Raw genomic sequence first — 14,453 nt, forward strand, 5'->3', positions numbered from 1 at the left:
ATAAACGGGTGTATAATCCCGTTTATTTTTGTCTTTTTACATTTTGAGGTCTTACAATACTTGGTCGTACTTTTAAACTAGACATCGTTGGACGGAGTAAAATTTTTGTTAACGCGCCCCAATCAAATGGTAAAAACGGCCATAAATAAGGTGTTTGTAAACTTTTTATAGACGTTAAAAATAAAATTAATATCGTCATACCAATTACAAATCCCATCTCCTGGAAGAGACCTGTCAAAATAATAACAAACAATTTTCCAACCTTATTTCCGAGTCCTAATTCATAACTCGGTGTTGCATATGCACCGATCATAGAAACCGCAACATACAAAATAACTTCTGGTACAAACAAACCTACATCGATTGCTATTTGACCAATTAATATGGCAGAAATTAATCCTGCTGCAGACGATAACGGCGTTGGAGTATGAATGGCTGCCATCCTTAGAAATTCAAGTCCGACCTCTGCCATTATTACCTGTAATAAAATTGGTAAATGCGTCATCTTAGTCGGTCCGATGAAAGCAAGATTTTCTGGTAAAAGAGTTGGGTCAAATACAAACACTAACCAAAACGGTAGTAAAAATAAGGAGAATAAGACACCTAAAAAGCGTACCCAGCGTAAAAATGTCCCGACAGCCGGATTTTGTCTAAACTCTTCTGCATGCTGTAAGTGGTGGAAATATGTTGTTGGAGTAATCATAGCACTCGGTGATGTATCTACTAGTACTAACACATGTCCTTCTAATAAATGATTTGCTGCTACATCTGGTCTTTCTGTATATCGAATAAGTGGGAATGGGTTATAGCTTTGCTTTACAACAAATTCTTCCACTGTTTTATCAGCCATCGTAATTCCATCGACATCGATGTTATTTAATTCTTGTTTTATAATCTTAACTAAATCCGGATTTGCAACATCTTGTACATACGTAATACAAATATCCGTTTGCGATCTATCTCCTACTCTAATCATTTCATTTCGAAGACGTGGGTCACGTATTCTTCTACGAATTAACGCTGTATTTACAACGATATTTTCAACAAACCCATCCCTTGCACCACGTACAACCTTTTCTGTATCTGGTTCTGTCGGAGTCCGCCCTGGATAACTACGAACATCTATTGCGAACGCTTCCGTTTCACCTTCCACAAATATAACGATGAGTCCTGATAATACTTGGAGCATTACCTCATCCATCGTTTTCACTTTACTTACTTGTTGATGAATTAAACGATTCTCTAGAAGCTTCACTGTATCTTCTTCTACATCCCTTATTTCATTTGTATCCACCGCTTCTTCTAAAATAGGGATAATATAATTCGTATCACAGAGTCCATTTACAAACAACACACCAATTTCTTTATTTAAAATTTGAAATTTACGAATGCCAACATCGTATGTAACACCCAGTCCAGCTGTTTGCTTTAAGTAATTTTCATTATCACTTATGAAAGATGAAATTGGGATATCCACTTTTTTAGGCTTCGTCATAAAATCCACTCCTTTCCAAAATTAATTGAATTGCTTTTTTTGTAATTGGTGATCCTCTCTCCCATTCATCATTTCCACACATCTTACCAATATCACCAATTCCAACGATGACAGGAACATTCAAATCGTCTAAACAATAAATTGTATCTCCGCTAATTCTGCCAATTTCACCATCTGGAAGTCCAAATTTATCCACACCATATTCGGTTAAGTTCCCGTTCCGATCTACATTTACATCTACGCGTGCCCATTCCCAATGATGCGTATTAGACGCTACTGCTAAAATGCCAAGCACATCAATTTGTTTATGGGTAGCCACATATTTTAAAGCCTTTTCACCAGATCCTTCTCCAATAAATCCACTGTCATCAAACATGACAAATACAGGGTCATATGGCGTTTGCATAATAAGCTCAACAACTTTTTTCCCTGTCAATTTGGTTGGATTACTTTGTGATGCTGAAATACACCTACCCCCAAATTCCTTCGTTAAAAGCTCAATTGTCCGCTTTGCATATTCATCTCCATCTGTGACCAAAACAACCCTTCGTCTCATTTGATTTATCCTTTCGGTTTACATATAAGTGCTATAAAAAATGAAAACAATATCGCTGCGGAAATGCCCGCAGACGTTAAACTAAACATGCCAATACCAATTCCTAAATATCCATGTTTTTCTGCTGCATGCATTGCTCCGTGCAATAGTGAATGTCCAAAACTTGTAATAGGGACTGTGGCTCCAGCACCTGCAAACTTTATTAGTTTATCGTACAAGCCAAATCCATCTAATATTGCTCCGATGACTACAAAAGTTGCCATTAAATGAGCTGGTGTTAACTTTGCGAAATCTAACAATAGTTGCCCAATTACACAAATAGCTCCACCTACAAGAAATGCGTATATAAAGTCCACAATTCACTCTCCTTTAACTCTCTCAAATACAACACCATGTGCAATTGTTGGAATCGTCTCTTTCTGTTGCATCATCATCGGGCTTAATAATGCACCAGTCGCAACGACAAAAATTCGTTGTAAATTCCCTTTTTGCATCTCGTGTAATAAATGACCATATGTGACAACCGCTGAACAAGCGCAACCACTACCACCTGCAAACACTTCTTCTTGACTTGATTCATAAATCATCAATCCACAATCATTGTATATATGCCCAAGATCATAACCTTCCTCAAGTAAAAGTTGTTTCGCAATCGGCGTCCCAACAGCTGATAAATCACCCGTAACAATCAAATCATAGTCATCAGCACTTCTTCTCAAATCTTCAAAATGCTGTTGAATTGTATGAGCTGCTGCTGGAGCCATCGCTGCCCCCATGTCCAAAGGATTTGTGATTCCTAAATCTTGCACTTTTCCGATTGTAGCCGCCGTAATTTTAATTGCACTTTTTTCATTACTAATTAATATAGATCCTGCACCAGTCACAGTTGAATTTGCTGTCCCTGGCTTTTGTCCACCGTACTCTGTTGGATAGCGAAATTGTCTTTCAGCCGTTGCATTATGACTACTTACTGTAGCTAAGACACGATTTGCAAATCCACCGTCTATAAAAGCTGAGCCAACTGCTAAAGTCTCCATAGACGTCGCACAAGCGCTAAACATTCCTAAAAAAGGAATACCCCACTTACGCGCAACATAATTCGCTGTCACTGTTTGATTTAATAAATCTCCCGCTAAAAAGAAATCAATTTGCGATGTTTTTATATTCCCTTTTTGCACTGCTTGTTGAATTGAGTCCGACATTAACCTTCGTTCGGCGAGCTCCCAATTTTCCTCTCCACAATGTAAGTCATCATATGAAATATCAAATTTTTTTCCAAGAGGGCCCTCAGCTTCTTTCGGACCGACAGCAGTGCCCGTTGCATTTACATATATATCATTTTGAAATACCCACGTTTGTTTTCCGGTCAACCTCATACTAGCCCCTCCTTTAAGACATAAAAATTTTAAAGGTATACCTTATTAACCCAATGATATATGCACCAACAACTCCAAATACAATCACACTTCCTGCCAATTTAAACATATTTGTAGCAATCCCTAGAACAACCCCTTCGCTCTTATGTTCTAAGGCAGCGCTCGCCATAGAATTTGCAAATCCTGTTACCGGTACCGCTGATCCTGCTCCAGCAAATTGACCGATTTTATCATATACACCACATCCTGTTAAAATCGCTGATACTAAAACAAGAGTTGCAACAGTTGGGTTTCCTGCCTCTTGTTCACTGAAGTGAAAATAATGTATATACAATTTCATCAATACTTCTCCAACTGTGCAAATGAGTCCACCTACAAGAAATGCTTTGATACAATTTAGTAAATAGTTTGGCTTTGGATGATACTTCTTCACTTTATTTATGTAATCATCCTTCAATTTCTGACTTGTCATTTATATACTGCCTCCTACCTTACGAAATAAATCCAGTGAAACAACGACCCTATTACTTTCCCAAGTACAAGAGCAACGAGTAAAACAATAATCTTCCCCTCTACCCCTACTCGTTTCGCTAAAATAGGTAGAACATTTAACACCTCTGTTAATGCCGCAGCAAGCATTCCGATGAACGTGCCACAAAATATCCCTAATATAACGAGCCAATATTGCGACGTTTGAAATGTAATATTTTTCAAACTGCACCAAGCCCCTGTTAACGTACCTGCAATGACCGCCCACTCAAAATATTGAATATGCTTTCCACTTCTCGTTAATTGAGCTAAACGGGGGATTATACCAAGTACAGCTAAAAATGCGACATATCCGCTACCTACCGCAATCCCTCCAGCTAAACCAATTAAAATAACAAATCCAGACTCAATCATCGGTAAGTTGTTTCATATTATCCTTGTTTTCATTAACGATTACATATTGATCAAGTGACTGTTGGTATTGAAACATCTCAACTTCTAGCGGACTTGGCTCTTCATTAATTCGTTTTTGAAATACATGATTAAAGAATAAAACCATTCCTAAGCCAAGGCCTAAAGAATAAGGAATTTGAAATAAAAGTGGTTGCGCATTAAATTCTCCAGTAATCATGTAATATAACCGTTGATGTACTTGTTGCATACTTACATCTTCATGGAAATAAATGATCGCAAGGGCCGCTCCAATGAAAAGTAACAACCATACAAGTCCGAAAAAAATTGGTTGTGCCTTCTTTTTTTCGTATATAATTTCAACAAGAGTTTGTCCAGAACCGAGTAAATTAATTTGTACATGAGATGCTTTCTGTTGAATAATCTCAATTACTTTCATAACATCAATTACAACATGAGTCTTATCATGCACTGTTATTTTGTAAACTATCTCATTTTGTAACAACTCAACTACGGAAGAATCTCCGGCAAGTTGAGCAACATCACCCAGCTTTACTTCATAAGTAGGAGAAACTTTTAAACGATTGCGCATTTTAATATAAATCGTTTGTTCCAACTTTCATTCACCCCTTCACTCTTCCTCGTAGTTGTAGTATGGTTATTGAATTTTTTTCTAATACAATTTTTTCATAAAAAAACATCTGCACCATTTCGGTACAGATGTTTTTACTTATGCCTTTTTCTTAAATAAGTTTGCAATACTTAATGCAAGCCCTCCCCAAATGACTACGATTCCAATAACCATCATCATAATCGCTGATCCACTCATTATGAAACACCTCGATCTTTCCATTCTTTTTCAAGCTTTGCAGAATCCGAATGTATTTGTGCATCCCATTTCTTTAGACTAATAATTAGCGCAACAATAAGGAAGGCTACTGCTATCGACCAACCATACGTTACAACAAACTCAGTCGGATAATCTCCGTAGTTCTTTTTAATATTTTGGATTGTACCATCAATTAGCATATACCCTAACATAAGCGGAGTAATAACGAGTAAACTCACTCTCCAAAACGTTCCTAATTTAATGTCAGATACAAAGTTTGCATGATTTTGATAAACTGGTAAACGACGTAAAATGAGCCCTATCGTCACTACTTCCGCAAGTGCAATTGTAATTAATCCGAAATTATTAGCGAAATAGTCGACAACATCTAAGAACATAAGCCCACCACGTGTTGCAAAAGCAAGAGAAACTAACACGAGAAGGGTTCCCATAATTCCAATGGTTTTTTCCCGACTTAAACTGAATTTTTCAGACACAGCAGCAAAGCATACTTCCGCGAGTGAAATAAGTGATGTGATTCCAGCAACCGTTAACGATAAGAAAAATAATACACCAAACAACGGTGACATCGGTAATTCATTAATAATTTGCGGAAACACTACGAACGCAAGCCCAACGCCAGCACTTGCTACTTTATCAACCGGTACTCCCATATTATTTGCCATAAACCCAAGAGCTGCAAAGACCCCAATACCTGCTAATAATTCAAATCCTGAGTTTGCAAATCCAGTAATAAAGGCATTATTTGTTGTATCCGAGTTTTTCGGTAAATAACTAGAATAAGTAATCATAATTCCAAATGCTAAAGATAAACTAAAGAATATTTGACCATAAGCAGCAAGCCATACTTTCCCATCAAAAATACGACTCCAATCTGGTTTAAAGAATGCATCTAGTCCTTGCATAGCACCTTCCATCGTCACTGCACGAACGACGATAATAAGGAACATAACAACTAATAAAGGAATAAATATACGGTTAACCACTTCGATTCCTTTTTTAACTCCTTTAAATGCAACGCCAAGCACAATAATCCAAACGAGAGCTAACGGAATTAATACTTCCGGTACAAGTCCTCCAAATTGTCCTGGCTTATCTGCAACATGTAAGTACTCTTTAAATAAAAATGATTGCGTGTCTTTTCCCCATGCTCCAGTAATTGCAAAGTATGTATACGATATAGACCAAGCAATAATCACTGCATAATATGTTGAAACGATAAATGTTACGCACATTTGCCACCATCCAATAAATTCGGCACGCGGGCTAATACGGAAAAATGTAAGTGGTGCTGAACCACGATGACGATGACCAAGGGCAAACTCAAACGCTAACAATGAAATACCAGTCGTTAATAATGCAAATAAGTACGGTAAAAAGAATGCTCCTCCTCCATTTTCATACGCTGTATAAGGAAAACGCCATATGTTTCCTAATCCAACGGCAGATCCGACCGCTGCGAAAATAAATCCAGCTCTCGTTCCCCATTGTTGCCTCGTTTCCATGTTTCCTTCCCCCTTTATGACAAGTTCATACTTGGATTATATTTTAAATTGACTAAATTATCAATAAATTCTGTTAATTTTTTCGAAAATTAACATCCCTCTCCTATTAACGGCATAAAAAAATCGAATAGACAATTATTCGTCTATTCGATCTTTCATCTGTTTTAATATTTTCTTTTCAAGTCTTGAAACTTGTACTTGTGAAATGCCTATGCGCTCTGCTACTTCTGACTGTGTTTGATCTTTATAGTAACGCAAGTATACAATTAAGCGCTCTCGTTCATCTAGTTCTCTAATCGCTTCTTTTAAAGCAATTTTATCGAACCATTTCGTTTCAGATTGATCTGCAATTTGATCTAAAATAGTGATTGGATCGCCGTCGTTTTCATATACAGTTTCATGTATAGATGAAGGAGCACGGCTCGCTTCTTGCGCTAGAACAACTTCCTCTGGCGTTAGTTCTAGTGCCTCTGCCACTTCATTAATCGTTGGAGCCCTTCCGAACTCTTTCGAAAGCTCATCTCTCATCTTTCGAATTTTGTTCCCTGTTTCTTTTAAAGACCTACTAACTTTCACTGATCCATCATCACGTAAAAAACGTTGTATCTCTCCAATAATCATGGGAACTGCATATGTTGAAAATTTCACGTCGAAAGATAAATCAAATTTATCTACCGATTTTAAGAGCCCAATACATCCAATTTGAAATAGATCGTCTGGTTCGTATCCTCGATTAAGAAACCGCTGTACAACCGACCAAACAAGACGCATATTACTTTGAACGATTGTATCTCTTGCCTGTTGATCTCCATCTTGACTTTTTTGAATTAACGCTTTTAGCTCGTGGTCCTTTAACTGAGGTTTCTTCTTCTCATTTTTGACCTCTATGTCCATAGGCTATTCTCCTTAATTGCATAGAGCGTTACTATTTGATAAGTATTTTGTCAAATGGATTGTTGTCCCGAAAGATTCGTTTGAAATAACTTCTACTTCATCCATAAAATTTTCCATGATAGTAAATCCCATTCCGGAACGCTCTAATTCAGGTTTAGTTGTAAAAAGGGGTTGTCTCGCTTCATCTAAGTTAAAGATTCCAATCCCTTCATCTCGAATCGTGAGTTTCACCATTGCTTCTTCCAAAATTACAGAAATATAAACAATACCTTCTGCATTTCCTTCGTATCCATGAATAATTGCATTTGTAACCGCTTCTGACACAACTGTTTTAATCTCCGTTAATTCTTCCATCGTTGGATCTAGTTGTGCAATGAAAGCCGCCACTGTAACGCGAGCGAACGATTCATTTTGACTTAATGCTGAAAATTGAAGGTTCATTTCATTTCTCATCTATGCCACCCCCAACGTCGCGAGCGCGTGCGCTTCACTTTCTTCTAAGCGAACGATTTTGAATAAGCCCGACATTTCAAATAAACGCTTAACAGGCGGTGAAATTGCACAAACAACCATTTCTCCACCTAATCCCTTTACGTGTTTATATCGGCCTAATATAACACCTAGACCAGAACTATCCATAAACGATAAGTTCTCTAGGCTCAAAACAATATGATGAACACCATGTGTCTCAATCATATCTGTTACTTTCGTTCGCAACTCTTCAGCCGTATGATGATCTAATTCACCCTCTAGTCTCACACATAGGACGTCACGTTTCACTTCTAATTGCATGGAAAGACTCACACGATTTCCTCCTTATGCTCAAACTTTACTTTTTCACATACATAAAGATTTTCGTGATACAAAATAAGAATCCTTCCTGCTGACAAAAGAAGAACTATTTCGTCATAAAGTGAAACCTTTCAGCATTATTCACTTACATACGAATAGAAAAGCGGCAAAATATTTGCCGCTATTTTGATGTTGAAAACATCCCAAAACTTCTTTTAAATAGCTCCCACCAGCTCGCTGCAGCAACATCTTCTTTTGCTACAATTGTTTGTTTTAATAAAACATCTTTATCTTTTTTAATAACAAGTGTACCAAGCGCGTCACCTTTTTTAATCGGTGCTTTTACTTTCTTTTCAGCAATTACTTCTTGTTTTACCTTGTCCATATTCTCGCCCTTCTTCATAAGAAGAGAAACATTATCTGATGCAACTAAATCTACTTTTTCTTTTTTCCCTTTCCCTACTTGAACTGTCTTAATTTTTTCGCCGCGCGTATACAATTTCTTTGTCGTATATTGTCCAAATGCATAGTCAAGAAGCTTCGTCACTTGGTTGTTCCGTTCTTTTGATGTTGGTGCTCCCATGACAACTGAAATGACACGCATGCCATTTTTTTGAGCCGATGCTGTTAAACAATATTTCGCTTCTGTCGTAAAACCTGTTTTTACTCCATCTACGCCAGGATAAAAACGTACTAGCTTATTCGTATTAACGAGCCAAAACTTTTTATCCGTATCTTCACGTAAATAATCTTCGTACTTACCTGTGTATTTACGAATAAGTGGATACTTCATCAATTCTCTCGCCATTATAGCCATATCATTTGCTGTGGAATAATGGTCTTTAGCCGGAAGACCTGTCGGGTTTTGAAAATGTGTATTTTTCAGCCCTAGATCTTTCGCCTTTTTGTTCATCATATTTACAAATCCTTCTTCTGAACCTGCGATATGCTCGGCTACTGCAACAGATGCGTCATTTCCAGATGCAATTGCAATACCCTTTAACATCTCATTTAGAGTCATCTCTTCCCCAGGTTCTAAAAAGATTTGCGATCCACCCATTGAAGCTGCATGTTCGCTCGCTCTAACTTTATCGGTCAGTTTTAGTTTTCCTTTTTCAACTTGTTCCATAATTAAAAGCATTGTCATAATCTTTGTCATACTAGCAGGTGGTAATTTTTCATTTGGGTTTTTATCAAATAAAACTTTACCTGTATCTTGCTCAATTACGATTGCTGACGACGCTTGTTCCGCTAACTTCGGTGTTGTTTCTTCTGTTTTCTCCTGCTTCGTTTTCTCAGATTGTGCGAAACTCACTGAAGTTCCAGAAAGCAATAACATGAAACAAACAAGTATTCCAAAAACTCGCTTCATGACTAACCCTCCATTCTATATCAGACCTATTTTTTCCAATTTACTCTTTTTTAATACCAAATTTTTCTAACATTTTCAGTTGACAAACACATTCATCCCCTATATTGTATTAAGTGTATTACACGAAGTAGTACACTTAATACATATGAGGAAGGAGACATTGCTCTTGCATATTCAACTTGATCCAAGAAGCAACACTCCGATATGGGAACAAATTGTTCAAAATATAAAAGAACTCGTATTGAAAAACATGTTGGCTCCAAGTGATAAACTTCCTTCTGTACGCGAACTCGCTTCTTTACTCGTTATAAATCCAAATACAGTGAGTAAAGCGTATCAAGAGTTAGAGCGACAAGGAATTATTGAAACGTTACGAGGAAAAGGAACATTTGTATCTCAATCGATTACCCCAACATTAGACGAAAGGAAAATCGCTATGGTTGAAAAGCAATTTCATCAATTACTATTAGAAGCCTCTTATCTTGGTGTTACGAAAGATAAAATTCATGATTGGATAGATTCATACTATAAAGAGATTGGAGGGAATGCGGATGTTGAAAGTGACAAACTTGAAGAAAACAATTGATAATCAAACAATTTTAGACGATGTTTCTTTCACATTGCAAAGAGGGAGTATCATCGGATTACTCGGAAGAAACGGCGCGGGAAAAACAACTTTATTGCGAACGATGGTCGGTATTTTAGACCCAGACGAGGGAACTGTTACATATGAAGATACAAACATTCATCAGTTTCCTGAAATAAAGCAAAAAATTGTATATGTTCCTGATTCTACTAATATACTGAACGGCTATACGATAAAAGAAATCGTAAAGTTTTATAAAGAAGTTTATACCGCATTTAATGAAGCATATTTCTATGAACTGTTAGAACGTTTTAACTTACCAAACAAACGAATTCGTAGTTATTCAAAAGGAATGAAAGCACTGCTTGCCATCATTTTAGCTGTTGCTGCACAGGCAGAATATATTATTTTAGATGAACCAACAAACGGGCTGGATCCTATCGTTAAAAGACAGATTTTACAGTTTCTCGTTGGAGAAGTTGCAGAAAAAGAAATTACCATTTCCATCTCCACTCACCATTTAGATGAAGTAGAACAAATTGCAGATACAATTATTATGTTAAAAGGACATACCGTATCTTCTATTACATCATTAGACGATGCAAAATCACAATTTGCTAAAATCCAAGTAGCCTATGAACGCTCATTACCTCAAAAACTAGAAAACTTAAGCAATATTAAAATATTAAACCAAACGGGAAAAGTATATACAATCTTAATTGAGGGAAATGTAGCTACAACACTGGAGAAGTTTTATAAAGAGCAACCTATACTCATTGAAGAATTAACAATGTCACTTGAAGATGTCTTCGTTACGACACTGGAGGAGGATGGGTATGTTTCATAAGGCGTTGTGGATGTGGAATTGGAAGCGCGGGAAATATGCTGCGTTACTTTTTCTCTTCAGTTCACTTTATTTTTTATCTTTCGAATACTATCAAGCAGCAGAAACTCAACAGTCTCTCTTTCTCCATCCAGAAAAAATAGGTGAAGAAAAGTTCTACTATCATTATTCTTTTTATTCTTCTAATAGCTTTTGGTTAGGTATTATTACAATTATCCTATCCTGTATATTAATTGGCTGGGAGCGAAGTAATCAAAATGGAGATTCACTTATGACATTTCCATTTAAAAGACGTGATATGTTCTTATCGAAATGGGTTTTCGGTGGATTTTTCATTGTACTATCATTTCTAATCAATTGGGGTCTTATGTATTTTATTTATAAATCTACGATTCACTTTGAATATCAATCTTTCGAACCGTTTCATCGATATTTCCTGTATGCAATTTTCACATATATCGCTATCTATACTGTCTCTTTATGTATAGGTACATTTACTGGTAGTATTATTTCACAAAGCATCTTCAGCATTACTTTTTGCATAATGGGAATGGGAATCTTTTCACTCTTACTCCTTTTCTTTACAGCTCACGCTGAGGCAATACAGGGGAATAAAAGTTATACGAATTTCGAAAACATTTATAAATTCAATAAAAAGACCAACATTTCAAGCGCTATATTAGACTTTTCAATTAGTTATAATTACCACCCTACTGTCCAATCAGATGAAGATCATGGAAAAGTAATACAAAGGGGACCTACTTTTCATAGTTATTACTCTGCAAAAATAATACTTGTTCCTATCTTCTATACAATTTTCAGTTTACTTATCGGGATGTTTCTCTATGCAAGATCACCTAATGAACATAATAAGAAAATTTTCCTTTTTCCAAAATACAACTCACTCTGGATGTGGGGTACTACCTTTTATTTTGCATTAATAGGTGGGCAAATGTTAAAACGTTTTGATTTATTATTTAGTTACTATGTTGGATTCTTTTTATTTGGAATCGTCACTTATTTTATATTATCACGTCTTACAAACTATAAAGTTTTTTAAAGGAGAGATCCTATGTTTCAAAAAGCATTATGGGTGCATACCTATAAACAAAGTAAATATACTGTTTGGCTATTTTGGTTAGTAAGTTTTTATGTACTATCATATAAATACTATTTAGCAGCTGCCGAGCAACTAAAACATTTACATGAACATAATGAATGGAAATATATATACCGGTACAATTATCACCTTTCACTTCCCGATGCTATCATAGTTCAAGGAGGACTCCTTATTATATTAGCCTGCATTCTTATTGGATGGGAGCGTCAAAATCAATCAAGTGACATTTTATGGTCTATGCCATTTAAACGGAAACATCTCTTCATGACAAAATGGCTTTTTGGTGTGTGTAATATTGTAGCTATCGTTATATTGAATTGGGGACTTTTTGCTATTATGAAAAAGACTACTTTTCATAATAAGTATCAAATATTTTCACCATTTCATACCTATTTCTTATACATGTTTATCATCTTAATTGCTATATACACACTTGCATTATGCATAGGAACCATTGCTGGTAATATGATTTCACAAGGATTCTTCAGTGTTGCTATACTTGGATTCCCTTTTATTTTGCCGACTCTAATTGCCGGAGCTATTTCTATTCATACGGTTGGACTTACTTCCAATCATACCGTCTATACGGAGGATAATATAGATCGTTACGGTTCAGTAATAGAAAAAATGAGTATTTTAGCGCCCGTTCGCGGATTCACTATTAATTTTAATTACGATCCTCAACGTGCTTATACTGATCAACAAGGCGTACGTCATGATGAACCTAATTTTACGTATATTCCTTCAGCAACAAAACTTACCGGTCCAATTGCAAATATACTTATTCTATTCCCTTTAGGAATGTACTTATATACAAGATCACCTAATGAACAAAACGGAAACTTCCTATTATATCCGAAGCTTAAAACACTATGTATGATATGTTGTGTAATCTTTATTGGAATGTTTGGAGGAATGGCAGCGGGCGGAAGTGATTCTATCTTAAATTATTATATTGGTTTTATAGGGACCAGTACGATAGTCTACCTACTATTATCTCGCTTATTAAAATTTTCTTGGCGTGTGAAATAACCTCCTTTTGAAGGAGGTTATTTCACATTCTCTCTCCTATCCCCATACACCATCTCTTCTTTCATCCCAAATCCATCACCATTTTGCACAATTTGCTCTGTCGGTGCAACTATACTTTCGGCAATTTTCCATTCCCCACGCTCTTTCACGAATACTTGTAGAAAATAGTTCATGCCATCTAGTTGATATGCATTTTGTTTTTTCACATTATAGTGAATCGCAATGTAGTACACTTGAATGTTTTCTTTTCCTATTTTTGATACGTATTGCGATAATCTCGGTATATAGAGGGCCGCTTTCTGAAAAGATAGTTGCTTCGCTTTAACAAGCGATGAACTTGTTACATTACGTAATGTGTCCTGATTACGAATATTATCGCTATGGTGGAATAATACTGCGTTTTGCATAGAACGAACCCATAATTTCGAATATAAAACTGTATTGTCGTTTTCAATATACTTCACTTCTTTTCGCACCACTTGGATAGGCGTATCTGCGTACGTGAATGTTTGAAAATAGAAAAAACCACCAAATAAAATGGTAAGTGCAGCAATATATTTCATAATCTTTCCTCCGATCTTTTAATTAAAGTATCAGATTTTCAAAATATTTTTATTCAAAAGAAAAAGGATAGGAATGCTTTCGCTTCCTATCCTCATTTATTATAATACGCGGCCAAATAGTTCTAAGACCATTTCTATTTCTTGGTCGCTCCAACCTTTAAATCTCTCTTTATAATATTCTTTACGCACAGCTTCAAGTTTTTCAGTTACTTCTCTTCCGTGCTCTGTAATTTCTAAGTACACGATTCGACGATCTGAATTAGAACGTTTTCTTTCTACTAATCCTTTTCGTACGAGACGATCTGTAACAGCTGTAATATGACTGGAGGTTACGTTTACTTCACTCGCAATTTGCGAAGCCATCTGTGGACTCTTTAAAAATAACGCACGTAATACAGAAAATTCATTATATGGCATATGTTCTGCAAAACGTGTATTAATATCATTTTGTAATAAACGTATCATTTTTCGAAATGATGCAGATAAATCTAAAATCAGCGTTTCTCTTTTTTCGTTCAATAGCCTCGTCCCTTTTTTATCATATTTACACATATTATAATCTATAAAT

At 36.1% G+C, this 14,453-nt stretch carries 19 protein-coding genes; 4 read left to right on the forward strand and 15 right to left on the reverse strand.

Going from position 1 to position 14,453, the window contains the following annotated elements; all coding sequences use genetic code 11:
• Positions 1-22: 22 nt before the first annotated feature.
• The 13 genes from spoVAF to dacF form a co-directional block, all read right to left on the reverse strand.
• Positions 23-1,495: a spore germination protein SpoVAF gene (gene spoVAF / locus AXW78_RS19335; RefSeq protein WP_000165589.1), complete on the reverse strand. Its 1,473-nt coding sequence runs from the start codon at positions 1,493-1,495 to the stop codon at positions 23-25.
• Positions 1,482-2,051, reverse strand: coding sequence for a stage V sporulation protein SpoVABEA (locus tag AXW78_RS19340; protein ID WP_001254412.1), 570 nt, complete (start codon positions 2,049-2,051; stop codon positions 1,482-1,484). The genes spoVAF and AXW78_RS19340 overlap by 14 nt, the downstream gene beginning before the upstream one ends.
• A gap of 5 nt (positions 2,052-2,056) precedes the next feature.
• A complete protein-coding gene (spoVAE, locus tag AXW78_RS19345; RefSeq protein WP_000345907.1) occupies positions 2,057-2,407 on the reverse strand; it encodes a stage V sporulation protein AE in 351 nt (116 codons plus the stop codon).
• A gap of 3 nt (positions 2,408-2,410) precedes the next feature.
• Positions 2,411-3,427 (reverse strand): stage V sporulation protein AD, encoded by a 1,017-nt coding sequence (gene spoVAD / locus AXW78_RS19350; RefSeq protein ID WP_001241159.1) that lies wholly within the window; start codon positions 3,425-3,427, stop codon positions 2,411-2,413.
• A gap of 13 nt (positions 3,428-3,440) precedes the next feature.
• On the reverse strand, positions 3,441-3,899 hold the full coding sequence (spoVAC, locus tag AXW78_RS19355; RefSeq protein ID WP_000203814.1) for a stage V sporulation protein AC: 459 nt from the start codon (positions 3,897-3,899) through the stop codon (positions 3,441-3,443).
• Between the two features lie 14 nt (positions 3,900-3,913).
• Positions 3,914-4,330, reverse strand: a complete 417-nt coding sequence (spoVAB, locus tag AXW78_RS19360; RefSeq protein ID WP_000572937.1) for a stage V sporulation protein SpoVAB — start codon at positions 4,328-4,330, stop codon at positions 3,914-3,916.
• Positions 4,323-4,943 (reverse strand): stage V sporulation protein AA, encoded by a 621-nt coding sequence (locus tag AXW78_RS19365; protein WP_000438370.1) that lies wholly within the window; start codon positions 4,941-4,943, stop codon positions 4,323-4,325. The genes spoVAB and AXW78_RS19365 overlap by 8 nt, the downstream gene beginning before the upstream one ends.
• 114 nt (positions 4,944-5,057) lie before the next feature.
• Complete coding sequence (locus AXW78_RS19370) at positions 5,058-5,156, reverse strand: methionine/alanine import family NSS transporter small subunit (protein ID WP_000016826.1); 99 nt, start codon at positions 5,154-5,156, stop codon at positions 5,058-5,060.
• The gene (locus AXW78_RS19375; RefSeq protein ID WP_000450085.1) at positions 5,156-6,682 is read right to left on the reverse strand and encodes a sodium-dependent transporter; all 1,527 of its coding nucleotides are present in this window, start codon (positions 6,680-6,682) and stop codon (positions 5,156-5,158) included. The genes AXW78_RS19370 and AXW78_RS19375 overlap by 1 nt, the downstream gene beginning before the upstream one ends.
• A gap of 135 nt (positions 6,683-6,817) precedes the next feature.
• Positions 6,818-7,576, reverse strand: a complete 759-nt coding sequence (sigF, locus tag AXW78_RS19380; RefSeq protein WP_000350729.1) for an RNA polymerase sporulation sigma factor SigF — start codon at positions 7,574-7,576, stop codon at positions 6,818-6,820.
• Positions 7,577-7,588: 12 nt separating this feature from the next.
• A complete protein-coding gene (gene spoIIAB, locus AXW78_RS19385) occupies positions 7,589-8,029 on the reverse strand; it encodes an anti-sigma F factor (protein WP_001243398.1) in 441 nt (146 codons plus the stop codon).
• Complete coding sequence (gene spoIIAA / locus AXW78_RS19390) at positions 8,030-8,380, reverse strand: anti-sigma F factor antagonist (RefSeq protein ID WP_000059135.1); 351 nt, start codon at positions 8,378-8,380, stop codon at positions 8,030-8,032. It lies immediately after the preceding gene.
• Positions 8,381-8,549: 169 nt separating this feature from the next.
• A complete protein-coding gene (gene dacF, locus AXW78_RS19395) occupies positions 8,550-9,740 on the reverse strand; it encodes a serine-type D-Ala-D-Ala carboxypeptidase DacF (RefSeq protein ID WP_000831991.1) in 1,191 nt (396 codons plus the stop codon).
• Between the two features lie 166 nt (positions 9,741-9,906).
• Here dacF and AXW78_RS19400 point away from each other — a divergent pair, with 166 nt between their 5' ends.
• From AXW78_RS19400 to AXW78_RS19415, 4 genes are read left to right on the forward strand one after another with little or no spacing between them, the layout of a single operon-like run.
• Positions 9,907-10,326 (forward strand): GntR family transcriptional regulator, encoded by a 420-nt coding sequence (locus tag AXW78_RS19400; protein WP_000548037.1) that lies wholly within the window; start codon positions 9,907-9,909, stop codon positions 10,324-10,326.
• On the forward strand, positions 10,292-11,173 hold the full coding sequence (locus AXW78_RS19405; protein WP_061884544.1) for an ABC transporter ATP-binding protein: 882 nt from the start codon (positions 10,292-10,294) through the stop codon (positions 11,171-11,173). The genes AXW78_RS19400 and AXW78_RS19405 overlap by 35 nt, the downstream gene beginning before the upstream one ends.
• Positions 11,163-12,230 carry an ABC transporter permease gene (locus AXW78_RS19410; RefSeq protein ID WP_000468524.1) on the forward strand — a complete coding sequence of 356 codons (1,068 nt, stop codon included), beginning with the start codon at positions 11,163-11,165 and terminating at the stop codon, positions 12,228-12,230. Before AXW78_RS19405 ends, AXW78_RS19410 begins: the two co-directional genes overlap by 11 nt.
• Before the next feature lie 12 nt (positions 12,231-12,242).
• Positions 12,243-13,322: an ABC-2 transporter permease gene (locus tag AXW78_RS19415; protein ID WP_000486565.1), complete on the forward strand. Its 1,080-nt coding sequence runs from the start codon at positions 12,243-12,245 to the stop codon at positions 13,320-13,322.
• Positions 13,323-13,339: 17 nt separating this feature from the next.
• Here the strand turns inward: AXW78_RS19415 and AXW78_RS19420 are convergent, their stop codons facing one another.
• Both AXW78_RS19420 and AXW78_RS19425 read right to left on the reverse strand, forming a co-directional pair.
• Positions 13,340-13,885, reverse strand: coding sequence for a hypothetical protein (locus AXW78_RS19420; protein WP_061884545.1), 546 nt, complete (start codon positions 13,883-13,885; stop codon positions 13,340-13,342).
• A 99-nt stretch (positions 13,886-13,984) separates the two neighbouring features.
• Entirely contained in the window at positions 13,985-14,404 is a 420-nt protein-coding gene (locus tag AXW78_RS19425; protein WP_001003305.1) for a MarR family winged helix-turn-helix transcriptional regulator, read from the reverse strand.
• Between the last annotated feature and the right edge of the window lie 49 nt (positions 14,405-14,453).

Source organism: Bacillus thuringiensis (assembly GCF_001595725.1).
In the GTDB taxonomy this organism is placed as follows: domain Bacteria; phylum Bacillota; class Bacilli; order Bacillales; family Bacillaceae_G; genus Bacillus_A; species Bacillus_A thuringiensis_K.